Below are 11270 nucleotides of genomic sequence, written 5' to 3' on the forward strand. Positions count from 1 at the left end.
TACGTCTCGCACTACTGGGGACCTTCCGTTACCGCTCGGTCGATCTCGGCGTCGATGTCGGCGACGGGGGCGGGCCCCGGCCCCTTGCCGAGCCAGAGCAGGTATTCGACATTGCCCGACGGGCCCGGCAGCGGGCTCGCCGTCACGCCGCGCACCGCCAGCGACAGCGCGGCCGCCGCCGCCGCGACGTCCCGGACGGCTCCGGCGCGCAGACCCGGATCCCGTACGACGCCGCCCGCCCCCACGCGGTCCTTGCCCACCTCGAACTGCGGCTTCACCAGCATCACGAAGTCGGCCTCCGGAGCCGCGCAGGCCGCGAGCGCCGGCAGCACCAGGCGCAGCGAGATGAACGACAGATCGCCGACGACCAGCGTGGGCGGCTCGCCCACCATGTCCGACGTCAGGTCCCGCACGTTGACCCGCTCCATCACCGTGACCCGCTCGTCGGTGCGCAGGGACCAGGCGAGCTGGCCGTACCCGACGTCGACCGCGAGGACGTGACCCGCGCCGCGGCGCAGCAGCACGTCGGTGAAACCGCCGGTCGAGGCGCCGGCGTCGAGGCACCGGCGGCCCTCGACGGTCAGGCCGCGCGGCGCGAAGGCCTCGATCGCCCCGATCAGCTTGTGGGCCCCCCGAGACACGTAGTCGGGGCCCTCCGCCGCCTCGGCGACCACGATCGCCGAGGCGGTGTCCACCTGGGTCGCCGGTTTGGCCGCCGTGCGACCGCCGACGCTGACCCTGCCACCGGAGATCAGCTCGGCGGCCTGCTCCCTGGAGCGGGCCAGGCCGCGGCGCACCAGCTCGCTGTCCAGGCGTATGCGGCGGCTCACCGCGCCCACCCCTCGGCGGACGCCCTCCGTCCCGGTCGTTTCGCGCACCGTCGTGCGCCACCCGCCGTCATGGCCGGGCCTGTCGCCGTCATGACTCGTCCCCCCGTCGTCAAGCAGCTCGCGGCCATCGAACACCGCCGTCCGGCCATCAGGAAGCGCCGTCCCCCCGAGCCGGGGAGGTGTCGTCCATGGAGGCGAGGGTCGCCTCCAGGCCGCTCAGGACCTCTTCGAACACCGGGACGTGTTCCCGGACGGGAAGCTCGCCCAAGCCCCCCAGCCTCGCCAGGGCGGCGGCCACCCTGGCCTCGCCGCTCTCCGTCATGCCTTGTCTCCACCCGTTCTGCGTGCCGGCCCCACCCGTGCGGCGTTCCCGCCCGCCCGCGCGCCGCCGACTCGCGGTGTGCCTGTTGGTCGCGGCGCCGATCAGGGACATGATGAAATGGTCGCTCGCCGGGGTCATCGCCGCCTGCGCGACGGCCGTAGACCCTCGTAGACCTGACCGTATCGGAAGCGGCCATCCGTGTGATGCCCTTCTCTTCCCAGGCCGCGCCCGCGCGCCGGATTTCGCGTAGTACTCAAGTGAAACGCTACCTTCCGTAAGTCAGAGGGGCTTCGGGGATGAGAAGGGGTACCACGCATGGCGACCGTCGACGAGTGCAGAGCGGCGCTGGACAAGCTCGCCGAGCAATTCGCCGAGCTTGATCCGGAGACGCGCACCAAGCATGTGGTGGACAGGAGCCTCAGCTGCCGGATCACCGACCTGGACGTGACGTTCTACGGCCGCATCCACCAGAACGGGCTCGAGCCGTTCACCGACGTCCCTCCCGCGGGAGGGCGTCCCGCCGAGGTGCGCATCCGCATCTCGAGTGACGATCTGCTGTCCATGGTGAACGGCGAGCTGGACATGGCGCGGGCGCTGCTGGGGGGCCGCGTCAAGATCGACGCCAGCCTGGGAGACCTGCTGCGCCTCCGCAAACTCCTCTGAAACCCCTCAGACGCCGCGCACACCTCGGCGGACTCTTCCGCCGCCTACTTCCGAGGCCCTCCTCCGAGGCCCTCCTCCGAGACGCCCGGACGACGCGCCCGGCCCGCCTCCGGGTCACGAGACCGGCCTTCGACCACTACGAGCGCAAGGGCGGTCACAGGTCGAGCGCCACCATGACCTGGGTGAGGTCGGCCTCGTCGGTCCGGTCGTCCCCAGCGTGCGCCCAGGACGCGGCGCAGGCGGCCCTGAGACCGTCCAGAGGGTCGCCCTCGCCCTTCAGGCGCAGCTCTCCGGACTCCCATCGCGCCACCCAGCCCTCGCGGGTCCACTCGCCGGCCTCGCTCGTGACCGGCGCCGGCGGCAGGTGAACGGCGGAGACGTCGGCGGCGATGTGCGTCGGACGGTGCTCCGGCGGCGCGGTGAGCAGGTCCATCGGGCCGGTGACCCCGCTCAGCACCAGCAGGCTGTCGACGCCCGCGCGGGTGGCCGCCTCCACGTCGGTGTCCAGTCTGTCTCCCACGATGAGCGGCCTTTCGGCGCCGGTGCGCAGCATCGACTCTCTGTGCAGCGGCGGCTCGGGCTTGCCCGCCGACACGGGCTCGACCCCTGTCGCGGCCGCGATCACGCGGATCATCGCCCCGTTGCCCGGCAGCACGCCGCGATTCGTCGGCATGGTCGTGTCACCGTTGGCCGCGACGAACCAGGCTCCCTGACGCACCGCGAGCGCTCCTTCGCTCAGCAGGGCGTAGGACAGATCAGGCGAGATGCCCTGCACGACGGCCACAGGAGACTCCGCCGCGGTCGTCACCGGGCGCAGCCCTTGGGCGCGCAGGGCGGAACGCAGCCCCATGCCGCCGACCACGAGCACGGCCGCCCCTTGGGGCACCTTCTCGGCGATCATGCGGGCCGCGGCCTGGGCCGAGGTCACGACGTCGTCCGGCGTGGCCGGCACCCCGATGGACACCAGATGCTCGGCGATCGCGGCCGGCGTCCGCGAGGCGTTGTTGGTCACGTAGGCGAGTCGCACCCCGGTGTCCGCCGCCCGGGTGAGCGCCTCGGGAGCGCCCGGCACCGCCTGGCGGCCGAGGTAGACGACTCCGTCGAGATCGAGCAGCAAGGTGTCGTAGAGGTCGATCAGCGTGGTCTCCATGGCCCCACTATTTCCGATGCCGAGACCCGGCCATGACCCGGGCACGCCCTTGCCCCCACCCCAGAGGAGGACCGGGCCGCTCGAGGCGCGGAGCCACCGGTGACCGGACGAGGCCACCGCCGGTGGCCCGGGCGCACCGCCGGCGGAGAGGCCGGACAGGCGCGGTTCGGCGGAGAAGGTTGCGGTCAGCGGGGGATGTTCACGCCTGCCGGGCACGCAAGGTGGCCCGGACCTGCTTCAACGCGGAGACGTAGTCACGGAGGTCGGGACGCATCGCCACGGCCATGGCCAGATGCTCCTGTGCGGCCTTCATGTCGCCCGTGCGCCACAGCGCCATGCCGAGGCCGAAATAGGCATAGTCCTCTGTGGGATTGGCGGAGACGATCCACCGGAAGCTGTCGGCGGCGTCCTCGTACCGGCGCGAGTTGAACTGGGCTCTGGCCAGAGCCTCGCGGATGCTGCGCGAGTCGGGCTCGGCGTCGGCCGCCCGTGCCAGGATCGCCGCCGCTGCGGCCGGGCTGCCGTCCTTCAGCAGCTTGACCCCTCGTTGAAACCATTCATAGACATCACCCACGGGGGTGTTCGGCTCAGGGAAAGCATCCGCCGAAGGATTCGGATCGTAGAAATCACCCGCAGGAGCGTTCGGCTGATAATCGGAGGGCTCGGGCCCGCTTCGTCCCTGCACCATCTTTTGAGGCCTCCTTCAGAGGACAAGTCATCCCGGCTTCCTGACGAGCCGGGCAGCGCTGCGACGTCGGGGCTGTCTCTGAGCGACTCGGGCCTTTATGGCACCATGCCCGGTATGGCCATCTCTGAACTGCCGTCGCCTGACGGACTGGTATTGCACCCGTTCCGGGGTGTGCGCTTCGCAGTGGACGACCTGGCTGCGGTCACCTCTCCACCGTATGACCTCGTCTCGCCGGAAGACGTCCGCAGTCTGCTCGACGTTCACCCCAACAACGTGGTGCGGCTGATCCTTCCCGGCGCCGACCAACATCGTTACTCCGAAGCCCGCGAAACCCTCAGGTCATGGCTCGAATCGGGCGTACTGACCGTCGATGATCTCCCCTCTCTTTACGTCTACGAGCAGAGCGGGCCGGACGTGCTGCTCCGCGGCCTGATCGGCGACCTCGCCCTCTCCGAGCTGGAGAAGGGCATCGTGCTGCCGCACGAGAACGTCATGCCGGCGACGGTGGCCGACCGCCTCGCGCTCATGAAGACGACCGAGAGCAACCTGGAGCCCATCTTCCTGGTGTACGAGGGCGACGGCGTCTCCGCCTCCGGCCTGGTCGACGAGGTGGCGACGACCAGACCCCCGCTGGTGGACGTCCGCCTCGGCGACGGCATCGTCCATCGTTTGTGGGCCCTCACCGAACCCGCCGAACTGCAGACCGTCGCGGACGCGCTGTACGGGTGCCGGGCGCTCATCGCCGACGGCCACCACCGGTACGCCACCTACCTCGCCCTGCAGCGCGACTACCACGACGAGGGGCGCGGGCCCGGCCCGTGGGACTTCGGCCTGGCGCTGCTGGTGGACTCGAGGGTCTATCCCCCTGATCTCAAGGCCATCCACCGGGTCATCCCCGGACTGCCCTTGGAGGAGGCGGCGGCACGGGCCAAGGGAGCCTGGCAGGTGCACGAATTCGCCCACCTGGAGGAGGCGCTGGAAGCGCTCGCCGCCTCGACGGGGCCGGCCTTCGTCCTGGCGGGCGACGGCCCCTGCCACCTGCTCACCGGCCCTGACCCCGTGCAGTTGCAGCACGCGATGCCGTCGGGCCACTCTGACGCCTGGAACTCTCTGGTCACCTCGATCCTCTCGGAGTTCCTCCTGCCGAAGGTGTGGGGCCTGCAGGACGACGAGCAGACGGTGCGCATCGTCCATCACGACCCGTTCCTCGCCGCCCAGATGGCCCGCCGCGAGTCGGGGACAGCAGTGATCGTTCCGCCGCTGACCGTGGAGAACGTGCTGGCCATCGCGGCCGGAGGCGAGCGCGTGCCCCGGAAGTCCACCTCGTTCGGCCCCAAGCCCCGGACCGGCCTCGTCCTGCGCACGTTCGCCACCGGGTGACCCACCCCGCCCCGCGGACCCCCGCCGGCTCACACTCGACCTTCGCCTCCCTCTGCGGCGTCACGACCCGCTGGGGTGTCACGACCGGGCGACCCCTCCCCGCCCGCAGAACCCTCCCCGCCCGCAGAACCGTCGCCGGCCGCAGACCCGTCACCGCTCGCCGAACCGTCGGAGGCGGTGACGGCCGTGCCCCTTCGGCCAGGATCTCGCGCCCGCAGGCGGTTCGCCCGACGCACCTCGACCTCGTAGGTGCTGACCCCGCCGCCGGCCCCACCCCGATATCTCTGGTGCAGCGCTCCCTCGACCGTGACCACGTCGTCGACCCGCCACCCCGCGACCTGGGCACCGACCTCGGCGTCGAAGGTGACGCACGCGATGCCGTCGGCCTTCTTGCCGCTCGGGTGCTCGGCCGGCCGGCGGACCGCGAGGCCCCACATCGTCATCACGTCTCCGCTGGGCAGCTCCTTGCGCCTCGGCGGCTTGGACAAGCGCCCGACCAGCGTCACCTCGTTGCGGTGCATGGCAAACCCTTCCTGCCGCGTCTCGTCCCGTCCATGGCGGGGCCCATCCTCCGGCCCCGGACCGGCTTGCATGAGTGCCGGACGTCGCTCTGTGGAAAACGTCGCGAGGACCGGAACACGAAAGTCGCGAGAGCGGAAACCTGGCGGCGGCTCGCCCTCGGATTCGCCCAGGTGGTACGAACGTAGGGGTCGCGGGCACGGCGCGCGCCCGGGGAACGGAGGAGCAACCTGTGGACAACGTCACGCCGCTCGGCGGAGATGTCTACGAGATCGACACACGCATGGCGGGACACGCCGGAATCACCGCGGGCTATCTGATCCTCGGCGACCGGCCCTGCCTCGTCGAGACCGGCACCTCCACGTCCGCCCCCGTCGTCCGCGACGCGCTCACATCGTTGGGCGTCGGCCCGGACGATCTCGCCACGGTGGTGGTCACGCACATTCATCTGGACCACGCCGGAGGCGTCGGCGACATCGCCGGGTTCTACCCGTCCGCGCAGATCGTGGTCCACCGCAAGGGCGCGCGGCACCTTGCGGACCCCAGCGTCCTCATGGCCAGCGCCAAGCGGGTCTGGGGCGACAAACTCGACACGCTCTTCGGAACGCTGTCGCCCACCGAAGCGACCCGCATCCGAGCCCTGGACGACACCGACTCGATCGACCTCGGCGGCGGCCGGGCACTGGCCAGCCACTACTCCCCCGGGCACGCCAAGCACCACGTCGGGCTGCTGGACTCGGCGACCGGCGACCTGTACGTCGGCGACGCCGCCGGGGTGTACCTGCCGCAGACCGGCGACCTGCGACCGGCCACCCCTCCGCCGGACTTCGACCTGCGGACCGCGCTGAACTCGCTGACCCTGTTCGACGACCTCGGCCCTCAGCGGCTGCTCTTCAGCCACTACGGGCCCGTCTCCGACGTCCCGGAGATCCTCGCGCGCTCGGCCGAAGAACTGCGCATCTGGGTGGATCTCACCCGCCAAGCCCACACGGAAGGAATGGACCTCGACCACGCCGTGGCAATGGTGCGCGAGAAGACGCGCGAGCGTTACGCCGCCCCCACGTCAGAGGACGCCGAAACGGTGCGGCAGTTCGAGATGCTCAGCGGAGCACCGTCCAACGTGGCGGGCATCATGCACTGGCTCGACCGCTCCAGCCCCGCCTCCGGCTGAAACGCTCTCCCGCTGCACCGCAGGTGCCGGAGTCCGCCGGGAGCGTCTGCCGGACGAATGCCGAGCGCCCGCTCGGGCGGGCACCGTCTTCGGCCGGGGAGGCTTAGATCCACCGGCGAGGGGAACGATGAGTGGCGGGCGCCGCACGCCTCCAGTCTGTCGGCGCCCACCACCCTTCGTCAGCCCTTGCGCGTCTCAGGCATCACGCCGCTCCGGCTTGTGCGCCTGGACGGCGTCATCGTCTTCGTCGTCCAGAACATCCCCCGGAACCGGCCTTGCCGAAACACCGAAATCGGGTTCGATGAAGGCGGGCCCCACGCCGATCTCCATGCGCGGAGACTCGATCACAGGAGCGTCCGGCTCCCGCACACCGGCGCCGGCAGGGACGCTCCCGGCTTCCTCGCCCTCATCGCCGGATTCCGGTGCGAGGTCATCGGACGCCCCGGGGTTCCGGTCGCCCCGCGGCCCGGCACCGACGGCCTCGGCGCCGTCGGCTCCCTGGACCGCACGAGCGGGCTCACCGACGCCGGTCGCAGACACCTCGGACGGCGCGGAGGCCGCGGCGGTGTCAGGAATTCCGGCCCGCGGCTCGTCCCGCACATCCGCACCGGCTTCGTCACCGTCGGTGCCGAGACCGGGTCCGGCGTCCGCCTCGGCGGCGAAGTCGCGGCCTTCAGCGTCCTCGTCCAGCTCGTCGTCGTCGCCGTCCGCGTCGAAGTCGTCGTCGAGCTCGTCATCGACATCCACGCCGGCATCGTCATCGCCATCGGCGACGGCATCGTCGACGAGAGGGGCGGCGGACGTACCGCCGGAATCACCGGCCTCCATGTCGGACTCGCCGCCGGCGGCCGGGACGAAGTCGCCGTCGTCCTCGTCCTCGTCCTCCTCGATGTCCTCGATGACGGCTCCGGTGAGCTGCGCGTACCGCTCGGCGGCCTCCGTCTCTCCGTCCTCGTCGAACGTCATGGCGCGCTCGAACCAGTCGATGGCCGCACTCTCGTGGCCCGCTTCCGCGAGGGCGTCGGCGTAGGCGAAGGTCAGGCGGGCGGACCAGGGATGCGGCTCCTGGTTGCGCAGTTCCGGCACCCTCTGCAGGGTGATGACCGCCGCGTCGTACTGGCCGAGGTCCCGGCGCGCACCGGACTCCACGATGGCCAGCTCGATGCGTCCCGCACGGTCGAGACGCTCGGCCTCGGGCGAACGCACCAGGTCCAGCGCGCGCTCCGGGCGACCGAGCCCGCGCTCGCAGTCGGCCATGATCGGCAGAAACTCGTCCACGCCGGTCATCCTGCGCGCGGCGCGCAGGTCGCTGAGCGCCTCGGCGTAGTGCCCCGCGCGGTAGGCCGCCAGGCCCACCGCCTCGCGGACGACCCCGATGCGCGCGGCGAAGCGGCGGGCGACCTTGGCGTGCTCGTACGCGAGCTCCGCGTCGTCGTCCCCGAGCGCACGCTCTGCGGCCACCAGGTGGCAGGCGATCATGTTCGCGAGGTCGTTGGGCAGCGAGCGGAGCTCGTCCCGGACGTCCTTCTCCAGTTCCTCAGGCGTGATGTCCGCCGCCAGCTCCGGCACCGCGACCGGCTCCTCCCGGCGCCCGTGCCCGTCGCGGGAACCGTGCTCGGTGTCACGCTGGAACGGGCGGCCGGCGTCGCGCCCGTCCCGCCCGTAACGGCCGCGGGAGCCCTCGCGATCGCCCCTGGGGGCGCCACCCCGGTCATCTCCGGAGTGACCGCGACCACCTCGATCGTCACGGGCCCCGTAGCCTCCACGATCGTCCCTGGAGCCGTACCCGCCCCGGTCGCTCCTGGAAGATCCGTATCCGTCCCTGTCGCGGTCCCCGTACACCCGGCCCTGGCCGTCAGCGGGCGTACGGTCCTCGCGGGGGCCTCTGTCGTCCCGTCCCTCACGGCTGAACGGGCGCGACCCTGAACCGGCGCGCTCGTCCCGCCGGAACGGACGCTCCGCGCCCTGGCCGCGGGTGTCACGGCCGTAAGGCCGGTCACCGCCACCGTGCCGTCCGCGGTCGTCCCCGCCGTGCGGGCGGTCGTCACGCCCGCCGCGGTAGGGCGCACGCGCCGCGGATCCACCCCGGTCACCACGGTCGTCGCGGCCTTGACGGCCCTCAGCGTCGAACGGGCGCGCCCCAGGTGCGCGGCGATCATCTCGCTGGAACGGACGGCCGCCCCGCTCACCGGCGTCCGAAGGACGCCCGCCACGGTCGCCACGGTCGAAGGTGCGCCCTCCACGGTCGTCCCGCTCGAACGAGCGTCCACCACGGTCACCGCGGTCACGCCAGCCGGAGGACTCACCGGGACGGCCTTCACGACGGTCCCCATAGCGGGAATCCGGCCTGTCGCCCTCGCGGTGAGGACGCTCGCCGCTCATCCCGGAGGAACCACCGCGGTCGAACGGACGCCCACCGCCGGGACCACCCCGATCGTCACGGTAGGACGGCCGGCCCTGCCGGTCGCCACGGTCGTCCCGGTTGTACGGCCGGGTGCCCGCGCCGCCGCGGTCTTCTCGCCGGTCACGGCTCTCGTGGCCTTCACGGCCTTCACGACTGAACGGACGCGGGCCCGAGCCTCTGCGGTCATCCCGCTGGAACGGACGGCCTTCGCGGTCACCGCGGCCCGGACCGGAGGGACGTCCTCCACGATCGTCACGATCGCGCCAGCCGGACGAACCGCCGGCGCCTTCCTCGCGACGATCCCCGGAACGGGAATCGGGCCGGCCGCCGTAGGAGCGGTCTCCACGCGGTCCCTGGAACCCCTGGCCGCCGCGGGAAGCGCCACCCCGGTCGTCACGGCCGTACGAGCGCTCACCGGCTCCACCGCGACGATCGTCCCTGTCGAAGGGACGGGAGGGACGCTCAGGGCGCTCACTCCGATCGGACGGGCGGCCCTGGTACTCGCCGCGCTCACCACGGTCGAACGAACGGCCGGGACGCTCGGAGCGGTCACCTCGGTTGAACGGGCGATCTTGGTAGCCACCTCGCTCGCGGCGCTCGAAGGGCCGCCCGGGCCGCTCACCGCGATCAGAGGAACCTCCCGGACGGTCCGCGCCCTCGGAAGGACGGCCCGAACGATCGTCGCGATCGAACGATCGGCCCGGACGGTCTCCCCGGTCGGACGGGCGATCCGGACGGTCGTCGCGCCCGAAGCCCCGGCCGCCGCCGGACGTGCCCCGGCTCTCACTGTTGAACGGCCGGTCACCGCGGTCGCTGCGCTGGAACGGCCGTCCTCCGCGAGAATCACGGTCACGGGACCCGTAAGAGCCGCCAGGGCGGCCTTCGCGCCGCTCGCCATAGCGTGGACCGTCACCAGGGCGTCTCTCACCACGGGCTCCGGCACGGTAGCCATCGGCCGGCCGGTCCGCCCTCGCTCCCTCGGAGCGGTCACTGCGGTACCCTCCGGGTCCCTCGCCCGAGCGGCTCCCGCCATCTTCGGGACGGCCCGAGTCCTCACGTCCGTTATCTCTGTTCACTTCTGTCCTTCGTTGCTCGCTCACCGCGTCCGCCGCGATCGGCGTTCATTCGTAGCGCCGACCATGTGCGGAGGGGACGGGCCGTCCGGCCGCGGGACCCAAGGCCCGTTCACTCTGTCGCTGCCCGCCCTTGGCGCCTTACGCGACGAAGGCCACCCGTGGTGGGGTGGCCCGGCTCCCGTCCAGCCTAGCAAGCCCCCACCCCGGAACCATCCATTCACCCGAACACCGTGGGCTCCCCACCACCGTGTCCCCCTCGGAACACTGTGGCGTTCTCAGCGGGATCCGGTAACCGCAACCCATGATCCCCTTGCCGGGGACCGTCTTCGTATGAGGTTGAGAAGGGGGTGGTCAGGTGGTCAATGGGGGCGAACCTGACCGCTCTCCGGCTAGGTTGATCTGATCTGCCCCATCCTGAGAGGAGTTCGCCGGCGCCATGGCCTCCATCCGCCACGAATTCGTCGTCGATGCGTCTCCCGAGTACATCTGGGAGGTGCTGCGCGACGTCGGCGCCGTGCACGAACGTTTGCTGCCCGGCCGCGTCGCCGGCACCCGGATCGAGGGCGACCAGCGGTTCCTGACCTTCCCCGACGGACATGTGGTCCGTGAGCTGATCGTCGCGATCGACGACGACGCCCGCCGCCTGGCCTATTCCGTCGTCGAGGGCTCCCGGCCATCGATCGAGCACCACCATGCCTCATTCGAAGTGCGACCTGAGGGAGACCAGGCCGGTCGGCTGATCTGGATCACCGACGTATTGCCGCACTCCCTCGCCGCCGAGACCCGGATCCGCATCCACCGCGGCGCGGAGGAGATGAAACGCGCCATCGAGGCCGCAGTACGCAGCTGAACCACTGACCACGGGCCCCAGAGCGGAAAACGGTAGGAGTGAGAAGAGCCCTGAAACGCAGGAAAGCCACCCACACCGTGGATGGCTCTCCCTGCACACAACTACCTATAAAATTTTGTCCGGCGGTGTCCTACTCTCCCACACCGTCCCCGGTGCAGTACCATCGGCGCTGGAAAGCTTAACTTCCGGGTTCGGAATGTAACCGGGTGTTTCCCTT

At 71.3% G+C, this 11270-nt stretch carries 10 protein-coding genes and 1 rRNA gene; 4 read left to right on the forward strand and 7 right to left on the reverse strand.

Going from position 1 to position 11270, the window contains the following annotated elements; all coding sequences use genetic code 11:
• Window positions 1–11 precede the first annotated feature (11 nt).
• Window positions 12–830, reverse strand: coding sequence for a TlyA family RNA methyltransferase (locus ACFO60_RS18770; protein WP_380841737.1), 819 nt, complete (start codon window positions 828–830; stop codon window positions 12–14).
• 148 nt (window positions 831–978) lie between these two features.
• Window positions 979–1152, reverse strand: coding sequence for a hypothetical protein (locus ACFO60_RS18775; protein WP_380841707.1), 174 nt, complete (start codon window positions 1150–1152; stop codon window positions 979–981).
• 315 nt (window positions 1153–1467) lie between these two features.
• Between ACFO60_RS18775 and ACFO60_RS18780 the strand changes: the two genes are divergently transcribed.
• Window positions 1468–1815, forward strand: a complete 348-nt coding sequence (locus ACFO60_RS18780) for an SCP2 sterol-binding domain-containing protein (protein ID WP_380841708.1) — start codon at window positions 1468–1470, stop codon at window positions 1813–1815.
• A 154-nt stretch (window positions 1816–1969) separates the two neighbouring features.
• Here the strand turns inward: ACFO60_RS18780 and ACFO60_RS18785 are convergent, their stop codons facing one another.
• Complete coding sequence (locus ACFO60_RS18785; RefSeq protein ID WP_380841710.1) at window positions 1970–2965, reverse strand: HAD-IIA family hydrolase; 996 nt, start codon at window positions 2963–2965, stop codon at window positions 1970–1972.
• A 199-nt stretch (window positions 2966–3164) separates the two neighbouring features.
• The gene (locus ACFO60_RS18790) at window positions 3165–3653 is read right to left on the reverse strand and encodes a tetratricopeptide repeat protein (protein WP_380841711.1); all 489 of its coding nucleotides are present in this window, start codon (window positions 3651–3653) and stop codon (window positions 3165–3167) included.
• 114 nt (window positions 3654–3767) lie between these two features.
• On the opposite strand from ACFO60_RS18790, the gene ACFO60_RS18795 reads away from it, so the two are divergent.
• The gene (locus ACFO60_RS18795) at window positions 3768–5033 is read left to right on the forward strand and encodes a DUF1015 family protein (RefSeq protein WP_380841712.1); all 1266 of its coding nucleotides are present in this window, start codon (window positions 3768–3770) and stop codon (window positions 5031–5033) included.
• 29 nt (window positions 5034–5062) lie between these two features.
• Here ACFO60_RS18795 and ACFO60_RS18800 read toward each other — a convergent pair whose 3' ends face one another.
• Entirely contained in the window at window positions 5063–5554 is a 492-nt protein-coding gene (locus tag ACFO60_RS18800; protein ID WP_380841713.1) for a single-stranded DNA-binding protein, read from the reverse strand.
• Window positions 5555–5784: 230 nt separating this feature from the next.
• On the opposite strand from ACFO60_RS18800, the gene ACFO60_RS18805 reads away from it, so the two are divergent.
• On the forward strand, window positions 5785–6723 hold the full coding sequence (locus ACFO60_RS18805; RefSeq protein ID WP_380841715.1) for an MBL fold metallo-hydrolase: 939 nt from the start codon (window positions 5785–5787) through the stop codon (window positions 6721–6723).
• A 195-nt stretch (window positions 6724–6918) separates the two neighbouring features.
• On the opposite strand, the gene ACFO60_RS18810 is transcribed toward ACFO60_RS18805, so the two are convergent.
• Entirely contained in the window at window positions 6919–8292 is a 1374-nt protein-coding gene (locus ACFO60_RS18810; RefSeq protein ID WP_380841716.1) for a hypothetical protein, read from the reverse strand.
• A 2347-nt stretch (window positions 8293–10639) separates the two neighbouring features.
• Here ACFO60_RS18810 and ACFO60_RS18815 point away from each other — a divergent pair.
• Window positions 10640–11053, forward strand: a complete 414-nt coding sequence (locus tag ACFO60_RS18815) for an SRPBCC family protein (protein ID WP_380841717.1) — start codon at window positions 10640–10642, stop codon at window positions 11051–11053.
• Window positions 11054–11170: 117 nt separating this feature from the next.
• Here the strand turns inward: ACFO60_RS18815 and rrf are convergent.
• Window positions 11171–11270, reverse strand: a 5S ribosomal RNA gene (gene rrf, locus ACFO60_RS18820); the annotation flags it as partial.

This window comes from Sphaerisporangium dianthi, from assembly GCF_042654065.1.
Lineage (GTDB): Bacteria > Actinomycetota > Actinomycetes > Streptosporangiales > Streptosporangiaceae > Sphaerisporangium > Sphaerisporangium dianthi.

Bases quoted from the DNA above. Each gene is read 5' to 3' on its own strand.
- ACFO60_RS18775 (WP_380841707.1), bottom strand. From the start codon at position 1,152: ATGACGGAGAGCGGCGAGGCCAGGGTGGCCGCCGCCCTGGCGAGGCTG.
- ACFO60_RS18780 (WP_380841708.1), top strand. From the start codon at position 1,468: ATGGCGACCGTCGACGAGTGCAGAGCGGCGCTGGACAAGCTCGCCGAG.
- ACFO60_RS18785 (WP_380841710.1), bottom strand. From the start codon at position 2,965: ATGGAGACCACGCTGATCGACCTCTACGACACCTTGCTGCTCGATCTC.
- ACFO60_RS18790 (WP_380841711.1), bottom strand. From the start codon at position 3,653: ATGGTGCAGGGACGAAGCGGGCCCGAGCCCTCCGATTATCAGCCGAAC.
- ACFO60_RS18795 (WP_380841712.1), top strand. From the start codon at position 3,768: ATGGCCATCTCTGAACTGCCGTCGCCTGACGGACTGGTATTGCACCCG.
- ACFO60_RS18800 (WP_380841713.1), bottom strand. From the start codon at position 5,554: ATGCACCGCAACGAGGTGACGCTGGTCGGGCGCTTGTCCAAGCCGCCG.
- ACFO60_RS18815 (WP_380841717.1), top strand. From the start codon at position 10,640: ATGGCCTCCATCCGCCACGAATTCGTCGTCGATGCGTCTCCCGAGTAC.